The following is a 16,087-nucleotide window of genomic DNA, read 5'->3' on the forward strand; positions in this document are numbered from 1 at the left end:
CGTGTTTCGGACAGAGACCACGCGGCATTCGTATTTTCGAAAGCAGCTGTCTATCAAGGCGACCCGTACGATGGTCGGACTTTTATCCGCCCAGGCGCTCCAAGTAGTGCAGGACGACGCGAGGCAAATCCCGGGAGGTCGAGGTGAACCGTGAACAGCACGGTCCCCGTCATGTTCCGGTTCTGCTCGGGCGAGCTGACGAACTGCTCGGACCGGCGCTGGGTGAGCCGGGCGCCGTCTATGTAGACGCCACTCTCGGACTCGGTGGTCATGCCGAGCACTTCCTGCGCACCTATCCGCAGATCCGGCTGGTCGGGCTCGATCGTGACACCTCGGCGCTGGCGCTGGCCGCTGAGCGGCTACGTCCGTTCGACGACCGAATCACCTTGGTGCACACGCGATATGACGGTATAGCCGACGCGCTGCAAGAGGCCGGGCTTGCGAGCACCGGCTCGGTGAGCGCGATCCTGATGGACCTCGGCGTTTCCTCGATGCAGCTCGACGAGGCCGATCGCGGCTTCGCCTATTCCGTAGACGCGCCGTTGGACATGCGGATGGATCCGACCACTGGTATCACCGCGGCCGACGTGCTCAACACCTACAGCCACGGTGACCTGGCTCGGGTGCTGAAAACCTATGGGGAGGAACGCTTCGCGGGCCGGATAGCGTCGGAGGTGGTGCGGCGCCGACAGCAGAAGCCGTTCACCACGAGCGCCGAACTCGTCGAGGTGCTCTACGCCTCGATCCCGGCCGCGACGAGGCGGACCGGCGGGCATCCCGCCAAACGGACCTTCCAGGCGTTGCGGGTGGAGGTCAACCACGAGCTCGATTCGCTGCGGGCCGCGCTGCCCGCGGCACTGGATTCGCTGCGGGTCGGTGGGCGGATCGTGGTGATGTCCTATCAGTCGCTCGAGGACAAGGTCGTCAAGCAGGAGCTCGTGCCGCGCACGACATCGCGCAGCCCGGTCGACCTACCGGTCGAATTGCCCGGTATGGGACCGGAATTCAAGCTGTTGACCCGTGGTGCCGAGAAGGCGACCGAGCGGGAGATCGAGGAGAACCCGCGCGCGGCGCCGGTACGGATGCGTGCGGCGGAGAGAATCCAGGAGGGGAATTCATGAGTGTTCGGGCGCGTGCCGTCGAGGCGCCGGGCCGGGTCGCCCGCCGGGTTCAGGCTGCCGAGCGGGTCAAATCCGGTGCGGCGCAACGTGCTTATGCCCGCCGCCGACTTCGCGCCGAGCAGCTCACCGACACGCCCGACCTGCCGACTCGGCGGGTGTCTGCCATGGCGACCCGAATCCCGTTCGTGGCGGCCATCATTGCGCTGCTGGGCTGTGGTCTCGCCGGTACGCTGCTGCTGACCACGAGGGCGGCCGAGGACAGCTATCAGCTCGGCGACGCCAGGCAGATCAACCGGAAGCTCTCGGAAGAGCGGGCCGCACTGCAGCGTGAGGTGGAGGCCGCCGACTCGGCGCCCGCACTGGCGGCACGAGCCCGTGAGTTCGGCATGATCCCCGCCAAGGATCCGGCCCGCATCGTCGTTGCCCCGGACGGTACGGTGACGGTGATCGGCAAACCGACTCCGGCGCAGGGGCCCCCGGTGCCGCCGTTGAATACCGCGCCGTCGGCGCCGCTCGCCTCGCAGCCGGGACATGTGCTGGCACAGGGCGAACGAGTGGTGCCGGTTTCGACCCCCCGGCAGCCGACCGTGCCAGGGCAGCCGAATACCGAGCAGGCCAATGGCGCCCAGGCGCATGCCTCCAGTTCGAGCCCGACACCGACCAGCCCTGCCGCCGCGAGCCCGGTGCCCGTCGCGGCGCCGCCGACGGCACAGCAGGCCACGCCGCCCGCGTCTGCGGCGCCTGTCGATGTGCCGCAGCCGGAGTCGCCGCAGCCACAGCCGGAAACACCGCAGGCCGCCGGAGCCCAGCCCCAGGCCGCGGCGCCGCAGGATCAGCCGGCCTCCGACGAAGGCCCCCGTTGACGCAGACCAGGCCCGCGCCGCAGCGACGCGGGCCTGAACCATCACGCGCTCCGAGACCGCGGACCGCCACCGCGGCGACCGTGGAGCGGCCATTGCGGCTACGCCTCGGCGTAGGCCGGATCGTGATGCTGATTGCGCTGACGGTCGTCGCTATCCAATTGCTCTGGGTGCAGAGCATTTCCGCGCCCGGCCTGTCCGCGCAGGCAGCCAGTCAGCGCATCACCCACGAGCCCGAATACGCCACCCGAGGCCCGATCACCGATCGCAACGGCAAGTTGCTCGCCTTCACTACCCCTGCCAAAGCGCTGACTTTCCAACCGGTTCAGGTTCGTAAAGACCTCGAGGCCGCACGCGCGAAGAGCGATAAGGCTCCTGATCCGGAGGAACGGCTCAAAGCCATCGCCAAGACCATTCACGAAAAGCTCGGCAAGCAGGCGCCGTCGGAGACGGCAGTGCTGAACAAGTTGAAGAGCGACGAGGAATTCGTGTACCTGGCTCGCGACGTCGACGCGCGGATCGCCTCCGAGATCAGGTTGCAGTACCGGGAGGTGGGTGCCGAAGCGCAGCCGCTGCGGAAGTATCCGGGTGGTTCGCTGGCCGCCAATGTAATCGGCTCCACCGGCTGGGACGGGCATGGCCTCATCGGCCTCGAGTCCTCGATGGACTCGGTGCTGGCCGGTACCGACGGCTCGCAAACCTACGATCGCGGCTCCGACGGCGCTGTCATTCCTGGTAGCTGGCGAGATAAGCAGCCCGTGGTCAACGGCAACGGTGTCGAGCTGACCCTGGATTCGGATCTGCAGTACTACGTGCAGCAGCAGGTTCAGCAGGCCCGTGAAATATCCGGCGCCCAGGGCGCGTCCGCGGTGGTGCTGGACGCCAAGAGCGGCCAGGTCATGGCCATGGCCAACGACAGCACCTTTAATCCGGAACTCGGCCCACAGAACTGGAATTCGGCCACCACAAAGAACGCATCGGTGTCCGATGTGTACGAGCCGGGATCGGTCAACAAGATCGTTACCGCGGCCGCGGCGATCGAATACGGGCTGACGAATCCCGATGAGGTGCATCAGGTTCCGGGCTCGATCTCCATGGGTGGAGTCGTTGTCAATGACGCTTGGGTGCACGGCGTGGCGCCGTACACCACCACTGGAATCTTCGGGCGATCCTCGAATGTGGGCACGCTGATGCTGGCGCAACGGATCGGCGAGGAACGGTACGCCGACATGTTGAAACGTTTCGGACTCGGGCAGCGCACCGGTGTCGGGTTGCCCGGCGAGAGCTCCGGCGTCGTGCCTGCCCGTGACCAGTGGTCCGGTTCCACCTTCGCCAACCTGCCCATCGGACAGGGCCTTTCGATGACGACGCTGCAGATGACCGGCATGTATCAGGCCATCGCCAACGACGGCGTCCGCATCCCGCCGCGCATCGTGAAGGCCGAGATCGCGCCGGACGGCACCCGCACCGAGGAACCGCAGCCGGACGGCGTCCGCGTCGTGAGTCCGCAAACCGCCGCTACCCTGCGGACCATGTTCCAGTCGGTCGTTCAGCGCGACCGGGTGGATGGAAATCAGACCGGGACGGGCGCGCCCGCAGCCATCGAGGGCTACCAGATCGCCGGTAAGACGGGCACCGCACAGGCGATCGACCCCAGCTGCAAGTGCTACTCCACTTCCAGCTACTGGATCACTTTCGCGGGCATCGCGCCGGCCGACAATCCCCGCTACGTAGTCGGCCTCATGCTCGACGCGCCCATGCGTAGCTCGGACGGCAGTGGCGGGGGTTCTGTTGCCCCCCTGTTCCACAACATCGCCTCCTGGGCACTCCAGCGTGACCGCATTCCGCCGTCGGAGCCGCCCAAGCGATTCGTGCTGCAGGCCGGGTGACCCGGCTGTCGACTACGTCTGGACGACCGACGGAGAGCGTTGGCCTACAGCTCACTACGGGGTGTTCGCGATACAGCGCAATAGTGGTGGTGTCTTGCCGGGAGTTGTATCCGAAAGGTTCGCGGCGGGACAGGTATCGGTGTCGACGAGATTCCTGTCGCGATGCCGACCTCCGAACTGTCGCATGAGCTAACGGGTGCAAATCTATTGATTCGATGAGGCATCGCTCGTGATATGCGCGGCCTGCGAAAGGTTGCCTTCGAGTCCTCGATAATAGATGAAATGTTCGTGCGGACGCAGGTGCTCTGTTTTCTGCTGTTCATCTCCTGTGTGTTCGCTGCAAACATATCGAGCACAGAGGCTGCTGTATTTACTTCCGATCGGACCCCAGTCGACGTGCCTGTGCTCATCTTGCGTTCGGTGTCGTGCTGGTCGGGGGAAGTTTTGTAGGTTTCGGAATCGGCGCAGGGACCGCTTCTGCCGACATATTCTGCAACTCGGATGGCCATATGCAGACGTGCCATCAGACGGATCCGTTGAAGTGTGCTGCATTGAATAATCCTCCGCAGAATCCGTCGGATCCTTGTACCTGGGTCGAACCTGCACACCGGCCCATGTAGCTGAGGTGGTGTGGCGTAGTCGGAATGAAGGAATCGCCCCGGTCTGATCGTCTGTGCCCCGCCCGCATTGCATGTGGACGGGGCACAGGTGTATTCCGCTCATACGGCGCCGCGTCGATTGCCGCCCCCGGCGTACGCCACACCACGCTGGTTGCACGGTGACGGAGTGCTCGGCAGCCATGGCGAAACCGGCCCGGCCGGTTACCGGTTGTGTGCCATGGGCAGCGTGGCGGAGCCCGCGGATGAGGTGCGGGGGTCGTAGGGTTCGAGGGCGGTGTCTTGATGCTGCGGTGGGGCTGCCTGGCCGTGCCGGGAGCCGTCACCGGTAACCTGACACGTCGATCACCGCCCCCGAGAGGAGCCTGGTTTCTGTGCAGTCTGGTCTACCGCGCGCGTTGCGGCCCGAGTGCCCACCGGCGTCATTGTTGACGACTCTGGCTAACTCGGTCGCCGCGGAGTTACGCGGTGCGCCGACTGCGCGTGAGGTGTCGGTCACCGGCATCGAGCAGCGCTCGAACGCCGTGCTGCCGGGAGACCTGTTCGCCGCGCTGCCCGGTGCGCAAGCGCACGGAGCGCGATTCGCCCGTGACGCTGTCGAGCGTGGTGCGGTCGCGGTTTTCACCGACGCAGCGGGCGCGGAACTGGCGGGCGAGGTCGGCGTGCCGGTGCTGGTGCGCGAACAGCCGCGCGCGGTACTCGGCGAACTGTCGGCCGCCATCTACGGCAACCCCTCGCAGCGGCTCCGTATCATCGGCATTACCGGCACCTCCGGCAAGACCACGACGTCCTATCTCGTGGAGGCCGGGCTCGCCGCCGCGGGCCGGTCCACCGCGCTGATCGGCACGATCGAGACCAGGATCGGTGGCCGTCGGGTGCCGAGTGCGCTGACCACCCCCGAAGCGCCGCAGCTGCACGCGATGTTCGCGCTGATGGTCGAGCAGGGCGTGGACGCGGTCGTGATGGAGGTCTCCAGCCACGCACTCGCGCTGGGCCGGGTCGACGGCGTGCGCTTCGCGGTGGGTGCGTTCACCAATCTGTCGCAGGACCACCTGGACTTCCACGCCGACTTCGAGGATTACTTCGCCGCCAAGCGGCGGCTGTTCGAACCGGATTCGCCGGTCGCCGCGCGCACCGCAGTCGTCTGCGTCGACAGTGAGTGGGGCAGGCGGTTGGCCGCCGACATCGATGCCTCGATCACCGTGGCCACGATCGATGGGATCGCGGCGGCGAGCAGCACCTGGCATCTGACCGGTCCGGTGGTGGCACACGGCGGCGAGCAGGAGTTCACTGCTGCCGGACCCGGTGTGAATGTGGATGTGCGCCTGCGTCTTCCGGGTAGCTACAACGTCGCGAACGGACTGCTCGCGGTCGCAGTGTGCGCGGCCGCAGGTGTCGATCCCGCGATCGCTGGGCCCGCGCTGGCCACCGTCGATGTGCCGGGCCGGATGCAGCGGGTCGACCGGGGCCAGGATTTCCTCGCCATCGTCGACTACGCGCACAAGCCCGCCGCGCTGGAATCGGTGATCGCGACCCTGCGCGGGCACCTCGCCGCCGACAATCCGGAAGCTCCCGGCAGGCTGGCCGTTGTCGTCGGCGCCGGTGGTGACCGCGATGCGGGCAAGCGGGCGCTGATGGGCGCGGCCGGTGCGCGCGGCGCCGACCTGCTGATTATTACCGATGACAATCCACGCTCGGAGGACCCGGCGGCGATCCGGGCGGCGCTGAGCGCAGGTGCACTGGCGATTCCGGCCGGCGACCGTGGCGAGGTACGTGAGATCGGCGACCGTGCCGAGGCGATCGCCGCGGCTGTCGACTGGGCCCGCGTCGGCGACGTGGTGCTGATCGCGGGTAAGGGGCACGAGCCAGGCCAGGAGATCCAGGGCGTCAAGCATCGCTTCGACGACCGTGACGTGCTTGCGGAGGCGTTGGAGGGCCGCGCCCGGCACGTGCGGGAGTCGAGTGTCAGCGAGGCGCAGGGATGAGCGAGCCGATTGTGTGCCTGCGTGCTCGACACCCGTCGGAGCCGAGCGTCAGCAAGGCGCGAGTATGAGTCGAACAGCCCACGCAGACAACGACTTCGGGTCTGACAGAGCTGGACGAAACGCCCGCGGTGGCGCAACACAACATTTCCAGTCGGCACAGCGAAGTCCGCACGGTACGGACGCGGAGGACTTGACGGTTTCATGATCGAGATGACACTGCGGGAGATCGCGGACGTCGTCGGCGGCACGCTGCACGACGTCCCCGACCCGGAGGTGACGGTTACGGGTTCGGTCGAATTCGATTCGCGCCGAATCGGTTCCGGAGATCTGTTCCTTGCCCTGCCCGGCGAGCACGCCGACGGTCACGATTTCGCCGCAGCGGCGGTTGCCGCGGGCGCAGTCGCGGTCCTGGCCGCTCGGCCGGTCGGGGCGCCCGCCATCGTGGTGACGCCCGCCGCGGGCGCGGTTCCGGCAACTTCGGTTGCACTGGCCCATGATTCGGACGGCTCGGGCGCTGCGGTACTGGCCGCGTTGGCCACGCTGGCGCGGGTCAGCGTCGAACGGCTTTCCGCGGCGGGCTCGGAGGAGGTAGCGGAGCGTGACCACGCAGAGCCCCGCGAGCGCCGCCAATCCAACACCGCGACAGGCGGACTCACGGTCGTCGGGGTGACCGGTTCCTCCGGCAAGACCTCGACCAAGGACCTGCTCGCCGCCGTGCTCGCTCCGCTCGGCCCGGTGGTGGCCCCGCCGGGATCGTTCAACAACGAGCTCGGCCATCCGTGGACCGCGCTACGCGCCGATGCCGACACCCGATTCCTGGTGTTGGAGCTGTCCGCCCGCGGCCCTGGCCATATCGCCGCTCTCGCGAAGGTCGCGCCGCCGCGGATCGGCGTCGTACTCAATGTCGGCACCGCCCACCTCGGCGAATTCGGCAGTCGCGAGGCGATCGCCCAGGCAAAGGGCGAACTGGTGGAGGCGTTGCCGACCGCCGGACTCGCAGTGCTCAATGCCGATGATCAGCAAGTCGTCGCAATGGCCGACCGCACGACCGCACGCGTGGTCACCGTCGGGCAGGCCGAGCGTGCCGACATCCGAGCCACCGATATCCGGCTCGACGACGAAGCGCGGGCAGCCTTCACGCTGCACACGCCGTCCGGCAGCATCCCGATACAACTGGCCGTGCACGGCGAACATCAGGTCGGCAATGCCCTCTCCGCCGTCGCGGTAGCCCTGGAATGCGGCGCCGATCTCGACACCATCGCGCAAGCGCTCTCCGGCGCTCATGCTGCATCGGCCCGTCGAATGGATGTGCGGACCACCGCCGACGGCGTCACCGTGGTCAATGATTCCTACAACGCCAATCCTGATTCGGTGCGGGCCGCACTCAAGGCGCTTGTCACCATGTCGCGCGCGGGTGATACCGCGCGGCGCAGTTGGGCAGTGCTCGGCGAAATGGGCGAACTCGGCGAGGAGTCGGTGATCGAGCACGACCGGATCGGACGCTTGGCGGTACGCCTCGATGTCGACCGGCTGATCGTGGTCGGGACCGGAAGGCCGTCCCGGGCGATGCACCAGGGAGCGGTGATGGAAGGCTCATGGGGCGAGGAGTCGATCATCGTTCCCGATATCGGCTCGGCCATCGCGCTGCTCGACGAGGAAGTCGAGGCGGGCGATGTGGTGCTGGTCAAGGCATCGAAGTCGGTTGGCCTGTGGGAGGTCGCCGAATATCTGACCGGTACGGAGCGTGCGCGGGGTCACGTGGGTGGGACCAGGGCGGGATCTGACACGGAGGCAGCAGGATGAGGCAGATTCTATTCGCGGCGGGCATCGCGCTAGCGGTGTCGATCCTGCTGACGCCGCTACTTATTCGGACCTTCGCCAAGCAGGGGTTCGGCCAGGAGATCCGGGTCGACGGCCCGGCCAGCCACCAGGCCAAGCGCGGCACCCCGACCATGGGCGGTGTCGCCATCCTGATCGGCCTGTGGGCCGGCTACCTCGGCTCGCATCTGATCGGCATCGGCTACGACGCCGAGGGCCCGTCCGCGTCGGGACTGCTGGTGCTCGGACTGACCACCGCACTCGGCCTCGTCGGCTTCCTCGACGACTTCATCAAGCTGCGCAAGCAGCGCAATCTCGGGCTGACCGCCGCAGGCAAGTACCTCGGCCAGCTGGCCGCCGCGGTGATCTTCGGTGTCCTCGCCCTACAGTTCCGCGGCGCGAACGGGCTCACTCCGGCGAGCAGGCACTTGTCTTACGTCCGTGACATCACCACGGTGTCGATGGGCGCGATCATTTTCCTGGCGTTCGTCTGCATCATCGTGGTCGCCTGGTCTAACGCGGTGAACCTCACCGACGGTCTCGACGGTCTCGCCGCAGGCTCGATGAGTCTGGTACTCGGCGGCTACGTGGTCATCTCGTTCTGGCAGTACTACCACGCCTGCGCGATCAAACCGGAAGCCGGTTGCTACAACGTGCGTGACCCGCTGGACCTGGCCCTGGTCTGTGCCGCGGGTGCTGCCGCGTGCGTCGGGTTCCTCTGGTGGAACGCTGCGCCCGCCAAGATCTTCATGGGTGACACCGGCTCGCTCGCCTTGGGCGGCATGCTGGCGGGCTTGTCCATCACCACCAGGACCGAGCTGCTGATGGTCGTCATCGGCGCGTTGTTCGTGGCGGAGGCGGCCTCGGTGGTGCTACAGGTGGCGGTGTACCGCACTACGCGCAACCGGTTGTTCAAGATGGCGCCGTTCCATCATCATTTCGAGCTGAGCAAATGGGCTGAAACTACGGTGATCATCCGATTCTGGTTGCTGGCGGCGATCGCTTCCGCGGTCGGACTCGGGTTGTTCTACAGCGAATATCTCTCCGCGGTCGGGTGAACTAGCGATGGTCGAACATTCTCCGAGGGCCCTGCGAACGCCGGGGCCCATGCTCGAATTTCTGCGTGGCCGTGATGTTCTCGTGGCAGGCTGGGGCGTCTCCGGACGCTCGCTGATCGAGCCGCTACGCGATATCGGCGCCCGGCCGGTGGTCACCGATGGCGGCGCGTCCGCGCTCGCCGAGGCGGCCGGTCTCGGCCTCGACATCGCGACGTGCACCGAACTGGAGTCCGCGGACTGGAGCCGCTTCGCGCTGGTCATCACCAGCCCGGGCTGGCGGCCGGACTCGCCGGTGCTCGCCGCGGCCGTGACCGAGGGCACCCCGGTGTGGGGCGACGTCGAATTCGCCTGGTGGGTCGATCAGGCCAGGATCTACGGCCCGGTCCGCAAGTGGCTGGTGGTGACCGGAACCAACGGCAAGACCACTACCACCTCGATGGTGCATTCGATCCTGCGCGCCGCGGGCATCGCCAGTGTGGCGTGCGGCAACATCGGGCTGCCGATCCTGGATGCGCTGCGGCGCAACCCCGGTCCGCAGGTGCTCGCGGTCGAATTGTCCTCGTTCCAGTTGCACTGGGCGCCTTCGGTGCGACCGGAGGCAGGCGTGGTGCTGAATGTGGCAGAGGATCACCTGGATTGGCACGGCGGCCTCGACGCCTACGCCGCCGCGAAGGCACGCGCGCTGGTCGGGCGGATCGGTGTGGTCGGACTCGACGATCCGGTCGCCGCCTCGCTCGCGCGCCGTGCGAAAGCCCGTCGGGTCATCGGTTTCCGGATCGGCGTGCCCGCCGACGGTGAGCTCGGCGTCGTCGACGGCAAGTTGCTCGATCGTGCCTTCACCAAGGCAGCGATCCTGGCCGAAGTCGGCGACATCAGCCCGCAGGGACCCGCAGGCATCGCCGATGCACTGGCGGCGTCGGCGCTGACCCGGGCCATCGATGTCGCACCGCAGTTCGTGCGCGAGGGGCTGATCGAGCACAAGGTCGGTCCGCATCGCGCGGCCTTCGTGCGTGAGCTGGACGGCGTCGAGTTCATCGACGATTCCAAGGCCACCAATCCGCATGCCGCGCGGTCGTCGATCCTGGCCCACGCACAGGTGATCTGGCTCGCCGGTGGGCAATTGAAGGGCGCGGCGGTCGAGGATCTCGTCCAAGAGGTTGCCGAGCGTTTGGTCGCCGCCGTGCTGTTCGGGGTCGACGCGCCGATAATCGCGGCTGCGTTGGCGCGACACGCGCCCGAGATCCCGGTCGTCGAGGTGCGCGCGGGAGACGATGCAGGAATGGGCAGAACCGAGAAGGCCGACGCCGTCATGGCCGAGGCCGTGCGCGCGGCGGCCGGGTTCGCCCGTCAAGGCGATACCGTGCTTTTGGCTCCGGCCGCGGCCTCACTGGACATGTTCGCCGACTACACGCACCGCGGGCGCAGCTTCGCTGCGGCGGTGCACGCTCTGGAAGACGGTGATCTGGGAACCGCTGAGGCCGGGGAATTCCGATGATCTCCGTGATACGCGCTCAGCACGTGGCGCCCCTTTCGCTCGAGACGGAGCGAAAGGGCCGGTGGCTATCGCGGATTGATCAGGTCGTGACAGGATCGACCGTTATCGGTGCGGCTGCTGGTCATACCTATGACTGCCGCCGCGGAGATACCGGCCCGAAGAAGTCGGCGTGACCGCATGAGTAAGCCCGGGAAATCTGCGCCGACCGGTAGCTCGCAGAAGGTGAGCGGGCCGTCGGCATCGGCTCGCTGGCTGGGCGCGCGCGCCGGTTCATGGCTGGCGCGGCCGCTTGCGTCATTCCATCTGGTTGTCACTATCGCCACGTTGCTGACGACACTCGGCCTGGTAATGGTCCTCTCGGCATCTGGGGTCGTGGAGTATGCGGGGGGCGGCTCGGCGTATTCATTGTTCAATCAGCAGGCGCTGTTCGCAGTGTTCGGCGCCGTGCTGTTCTACATCGCGCTGCGAATCCCGTTGCGCCTGTTGAGACAAGCGTCGTTCCCGACATTTGCGCTATCGGTGCTCGCGCTGCTGCTGGTGCTGGTTCCCGGCATCGGTACCAGCGTGCAGGGCGCGCGACGCTGGTTGATGTTCGGTCCGGTATCGGTACAGCCGTCGGAGATCGTGAAGGTCACGTTGATCGTGTGGGGCGCGCATCTACTTGCTTCCCGACGGTCCGATCAGGCGAGCCTCAAAGACATTCTGGTGCCCCTTGTCCCGGCTGGCCTGCTGGTCTGCCTGTTGATTGTGGTACAGCCGAATCTCAGCACTACGGTCGCGGTAGGTCTCGTCCTCGGCTCGCTGTTGTGGTACGGAGGATTGCCGGTTCGGCTCTTTGTGACCATCGCGATCTCAGGTGTGATCGCGGCGGGCGTTCTCGCGATGTCTGCTGGCTATCGATCGAATCGGGTTCGGTCCTTCTTCAACCCCGGTACCGACACACAGGGCGATAACTACCAAGCACGGCAGGCGCTGTACTCGCTTGCCGATGGCGGCATCTGGGGTCGAGGACTGGGACAGAGTCGAGCCAAGTGGAGTTACCTGCCGAATGCCCACAACGACTTCATCTTCGCGATCATCGGCGAGGAACTCGGCTTTCTGGGCTGCGGTCTGGTGCTCGCCTTACTTGCTCTCTTCGTCTATACCGGCATCCGTATCGCCAGCCGGTCCGCGGATCCGTTCTTGCGGCTGCTGACTGCGTCCGCAACGACATGGATCGCGGGCCAGGCCCTGATCAACATCGGTTATGTGGTCGGGTTGCTTCCGGTTACCGGACTACAGCTGCCACTCGTTTCGGCTGGCGGCTCATCGCTGGCGATCACTCTTTTGATGTTCGGCCTCATTGCCAACGCCGCCCGGCACGAACCGGAGGCGGTCGCCGCACTGCACGCCGGGCAGGACGGTCGGTTCAGCAGGTTGCTTCGGCTGCCGAAGCCGGAGGTGTATTCCCCCGCACGGGCGGACGCGGCAAGGGCGCGCTCGGCCGCGGCCAGGGCGGCCAGGTCCGCAGAGAAGGCCCGTGCCGATCGGGCACGGCAGGCGCTGCCGCCCGCGCGGCGTCCACAGCCCGGCTCCGATTCCGGCAGACGTCGTGCCCCGGAGCGCCGGGGCACGAGTTCGCTGCGGGCGACCAGGGCTTGGGAGCCGAATTATCCGGTGAATCATGCGAGAGATCGGGGAAGATCCAGGTGAGTGACGTGCGGCCAGCAGGCCGACCGCTGTCGGTGATTGTCGCGGGTGGTGGCACCGCGGGACATATCGAGCCGGCACTCGCCGTCGCCGATGCGCTCAAACGCCTCGACGATTCGATCCGGGTGACCGCCCTCGGCACCGAACGTGGACTGGAAACTCGCCTCGTGCCCGAGCGCGGCTATCCGCTCGAACTGATCCCGCCGGTGCCGCTGCCGCGTAAGCCGACCGCCGATCTGCTGCGGTTGCCCGGTCGTGTCCGTGCCTCGGTGGCCAGGACAAGGGCGATCATCGATGCGGTCGAGGCCGATGTGATCGTCGGCTTCGGCGGCTACGTCGCGTTGCCCGCCTACCTGGCCGCGGGCAAAGGGGTGCTACGGCGCAGGCGTGCCGTGCCGGTGGTGGTGCACGAGGCGAATGCGAAAGCAGGCATTGCCAATAAGGTCGGCGCCCGCCGCGCGGACCGCGTGCTCGCCGCGGTGCCCGATTCCGGGCTCCCGCATGCCGAGGTCGTCGGCATTCCGGTCCGTGGCTCCATTACGTCGCTGGACCGCGCGGCCTTGCAGGCCGAGGCGCGCGCACACTTCGGTCTGCCCCTCACGGGCCCGGTGCTGCTGGTGTTCGGCGGCTCGCAGGGCGCGCGGACACTGAACGAGGCGGTCGCCGCCGCCGCGCCGCAGCTTGCCGCGGCAGGCATCTCGGTGCTGCACGCGCACGGCCCCAAGAACACACTCGATGTCGCGGACTCGGGTGACGACCGATCGCGGTATGTCGCCGTGCCGTATCTTTCCCGCATGGACCTGGCCTACGCTGCCGCGGACGCGGTCGTCTGCCGGTCCGGCGCGATGACCGTCGCCGAGGTGTCGGCGGTCGGTCTGCCCGCGTTCTATGTGCCGCTGCCACACGGCAACGGCGAGCAGGAGCTCAACGCCAGGCCGGTTGTCGGCCAAGGCGGTGGCAGAATTGTGGCGGATTCCGAACTGACCCCGAAATATGTGATCGATGAGGTGATCCCACTGCTGACCGACCCCGCACGGCTGATCGAGATGAGCCTGTCCGCCGCAGGCGCCGGGCACCGTGATGCCGCGGACGAAGTCGCGCGGATCGTCGTGCAGGTGTCGGGCCGATGAGCGAATCGAGCGTCAATCAGGTGGAAGCCGCCGCCGTGGACGCGCGGTCGGCGCTGCCGCCCGAACTCGAGCGGGTGCACATGGTCGGCATCGGCGGTGCGGGCATGTCCGGCATCGCGCGCATTCTGCTCGCGCGCGGCGGTGCGGTGTCCGGCTCGGACGCCAAGGAGAGTCGCGGCGTGCTCGCGCTGCGCGCTCGTGGTGCGCAAGTGCGCATCGGCCACGACGGCAGCGCGCTCGACCTACTGCCCGGTGGCCCGACCGCGGTGGTCACCACCTATGCCGCCATACCGAAGACCAATCCCGAACTGGTCGAGGCGAATCGTCGCGGCATCCCGGTGCTGTTGCGTCCCACCGTGCTCGCCTCGCTCATGCAGGGGCATCGCACGCTGCTGGTTTCCGGCACGCACGGTAAGACGTCCACCACGTCGATGCTGATCGTGGCCCTGCAGCACTGCGGGCTCGATCCGTCCTTCGCCGTCGGTGGTGAACTCAACGAGGCGGGCACCAACGCCCACCACGGCACCGGTGAGATCTTCGTCGCCGAGGCCGACGAGAGCGACGGCTCGCTGCTGCAATACGACCCGCACGTCGCGGTGGTCACCAATATCGAATCCGACCACCTGGATTTCTTCGGCTCGGACGAGGCCTATGTGCAGGTCTTCGACGATTTCGCCGATCGGCTCTCCGCGGGCGGACTGCTGGTGGTGTGCTTGGACGATCCCGGTTCGCTGGCACTGGCCGAACGCGTCGGCGCCCGGCTCGCGGAGAAGAACATTCGGGTGCTCGGCTACGGCTCGGGCGAGCTGTCCGACGCGCCGGTGCCGGTCGGGGTGCGCCTGCACAGCTGGGAGCCGCGCGATGTCGGTGGCGTCGTTCAGTTCCAGCTCGCCGATGAGCCCGCGCCGCGCACCCTGCGGCTCTCCGTGCCCGGCAGGCATATGGCGCTCAACGCGCTCGCCGCGCTGCTCGCAGCCCGCGCCGCGGGCGCAGACGTGGCCGAAATCGTCCAGGGCCTGGAGGGTTTCGGCGGGGTGCACCGCCGGTTCCAGTTCGCGGGACGGGAAAACGGTGTTCGCGTCTTCGACGACTACGCCCACCATCCGACCGAGGTACGCGCGGTGCTCGGCGCCGCCGCCGAGCTGGTCCAGCAGGAAGCCCGCGATGGCGCCCGTTCCAGACAGGGCCGGGTCATCGTGGTGTTCCAGCCGCACCTCTACAGCCGCACCGCCACTTTCGCCGATGACTTCGGCGCCGCGCTGAGCCTGGCCGACGAGGTGGTCGTGCTCGATGTCTATGGTGCGCGAGAAAAGCCGCTGCCCGGGGTGAATGGTGCGCTTGTCGCGCAGTCGGTCACCAAACCTGTGCACTACCAACCGGATATGTCGCGGGTCGGCCGTCAGGTCGCGGCGCTGGCGCTGCCGGGCGATGTGGTGATCACCATGGGTGCAGGTGATGTGACGATGCTCGGCAGCCAAATTCTCGACGGGCTGCGAGCTCGTCCACAGTACGGGCGGTGAGACGCGATGCCGTGGCGACGAATCCGGCTGTGGGGATCGCTCGGTGTGTGCGTGCTCGTCGTTCTCGGTGTCCTGGCCTGGTTCACGCCCATGCTTTCGGTGCGCACCGTCCGGATCGACGGGTTGGTCGCGGTGCCCGAACAACAGGTGCGCGTGCAGTTGGAGATCCCGTCGGGTCTTTCGATGCTGCGTATCGATACGACATCGGTGGCGGGGCGGGTGGCCGGCATCCCGAAGGTGCACACGGTTCGGGTGCAGCGGGTATTTCCGTCGACCGTCAAGGTCACGGTGGAGGAGCGCACCCCCGTGTTGTTCTTCGACAGCCCGCAGGGGGCGCATCTGGTGGATGGCGAAAGCGTCGAATTCGCAATCGAGCCCGCCCCGATCGGTGTGCCGAAACTGCTCACCGGGCATCCCGGCGCCGACGATCCCGTCACCCGGGCCGCGGTATCGGTGCTGGTTGCGCTGCCGCCCGCGGTGAGTGTTCAGGTGGGCGAGGTTGTCGCGCGGTCGATTTCGGATATTTCGCTGAATCTGCACGATGGCCGCACGGTACTGTGGGGCGGGACGAACGACGCCCAACGCAAAGCGGCTGTGGTTTTGCCGCTGCTCACCAGGGACGGCACGGTCTACGACGTTTCGAGTCCGAATCTCGTCACGGTAAGGTGATCGACACCCATTGCGCCCGGGGAATTTTCGGTGGACTGCTCCGCTTTCGGAGGTGGTCACCGAGACGGGGCGCCGGGGGCAACCGTCCACGATAGTGTGTGTTGCGCGGCGAGACGAGAGGGATCACACAAGATTCTCCTCACTCGTTTCGGCGCGCCTGCGCACGGATCGCGGCGGCGGCGAATAGCGTTCCGCACCAGTCGGATACTTGACATAACGCCAACCCTATGGTTGAG

11 protein-coding genes are annotated in these 16,087 nt (G+C 67.2%); all 11 read left to right on the plus strand.

Annotation, left to right across the window (positions count from 1 at the left end; genetic code table 11):
* Positions 1-143 precede the first annotated feature (143 nt).
* Positions 144-1,121 carry a 16S rRNA (cytosine(1402)-N(4))-methyltransferase RsmH gene (gene rsmH / locus OHA42_RS15750; RefSeq protein WP_406237853.1) on the plus strand — a complete coding sequence of 326 codons (978 nt, stop codon included), beginning with the start codon at positions 144-146 and terminating at the stop codon, positions 1,119-1,121.
* The gene (locus OHA42_RS15755; protein ID WP_406237855.1) at positions 1,118-1,984 is read left to right on the plus strand and encodes a hypothetical protein; all 867 of its coding nucleotides are present in this window, start codon (positions 1,118-1,120) and stop codon (positions 1,982-1,984) included. The genes rsmH and OHA42_RS15755 overlap by 4 nt, the downstream gene beginning before the upstream one ends.
* Positions 1,981-3,870: a peptidoglycan D,D-transpeptidase FtsI family protein gene (locus OHA42_RS15760; protein WP_406237857.1), complete on the plus strand. Its 1,890-nt coding sequence runs from the start codon at positions 1,981-1,983 to the stop codon at positions 3,868-3,870. Before OHA42_RS15755 ends, OHA42_RS15760 begins: the two co-directional genes overlap by 4 nt.
* A 991-nt stretch (positions 3,871-4,861) precedes the next feature.
* Complete coding sequence (locus OHA42_RS15765) at positions 4,862-6,472, plus strand: UDP-N-acetylmuramoyl-L-alanyl-D-glutamate--2,6-diaminopimelate ligase (RefSeq protein WP_406237858.1); 1,611 nt, start codon at positions 4,862-4,864, stop codon at positions 6,470-6,472.
* Between the two features lie 201 nt (positions 6,473-6,673).
* Entirely contained in the window at positions 6,674-8,275 is a 1,602-nt protein-coding gene (gene murF / locus OHA42_RS15770; protein ID WP_406237860.1) for a UDP-N-acetylmuramoyl-tripeptide--D-alanyl-D-alanine ligase, read from the plus strand.
* Positions 8,272-9,348, plus strand: a complete 1,077-nt coding sequence (gene mraY / locus OHA42_RS15775) for a phospho-N-acetylmuramoyl-pentapeptide-transferase (RefSeq protein WP_328411404.1) — start codon at positions 8,272-8,274, stop codon at positions 9,346-9,348. The genes murF and mraY overlap by 4 nt, the downstream gene beginning before the upstream one ends.
* Positions 9,349-9,397: 49 nt before the next feature.
* On the plus strand, positions 9,398-10,843 hold the full coding sequence (gene murD / locus OHA42_RS15780) for a UDP-N-acetylmuramoyl-L-alanine--D-glutamate ligase (RefSeq protein WP_406237863.1): 1,446 nt from the start codon (positions 9,398-9,400) through the stop codon (positions 10,841-10,843).
* A 129-nt stretch (positions 10,844-10,972) separates the two neighbouring features.
* Positions 10,973-12,535 carry a putative lipid II flippase FtsW gene (ftsW, locus tag OHA42_RS15785; RefSeq protein WP_406237865.1) on the plus strand — a complete coding sequence of 521 codons (1,563 nt, stop codon included), beginning with the start codon at positions 10,973-10,975 and terminating at the stop codon, positions 12,533-12,535.
* 5 nt (positions 12,536-12,540) lie between these two features.
* On the plus strand, positions 12,541-13,662 hold the full coding sequence (murG, locus tag OHA42_RS15790) for an undecaprenyldiphospho-muramoylpentapeptide beta-N-acetylglucosaminyltransferase (RefSeq protein WP_406239389.1): 1,122 nt from the start codon (positions 12,541-12,543) through the stop codon (positions 13,660-13,662).
* A complete protein-coding gene (gene murC, locus OHA42_RS15795) occupies positions 13,659-15,182 on the plus strand; it encodes a UDP-N-acetylmuramate--L-alanine ligase (RefSeq protein WP_328411412.1) in 1,524 nt (507 codons plus the stop codon). The genes murG and murC overlap by 4 nt, the downstream gene beginning before the upstream one ends.
* Positions 15,183-15,188: 6 nt before the next feature.
* On the plus strand, positions 15,189-15,851 hold the full coding sequence (locus OHA42_RS15800) for a cell division protein FtsQ/DivIB (RefSeq protein ID WP_406237866.1): 663 nt from the start codon (positions 15,189-15,191) through the stop codon (positions 15,849-15,851).
* The last annotated feature ends 236 nt before the right edge of the window (positions 15,852-16,087 follow it).

This window comes from Nocardia sp. NBC_01009 (assembly GCF_045208035.1).
In the GTDB taxonomy this organism is placed as follows: Bacteria; Actinomycetota; Actinomycetes; order Mycobacteriales; family Mycobacteriaceae; genus Nocardia.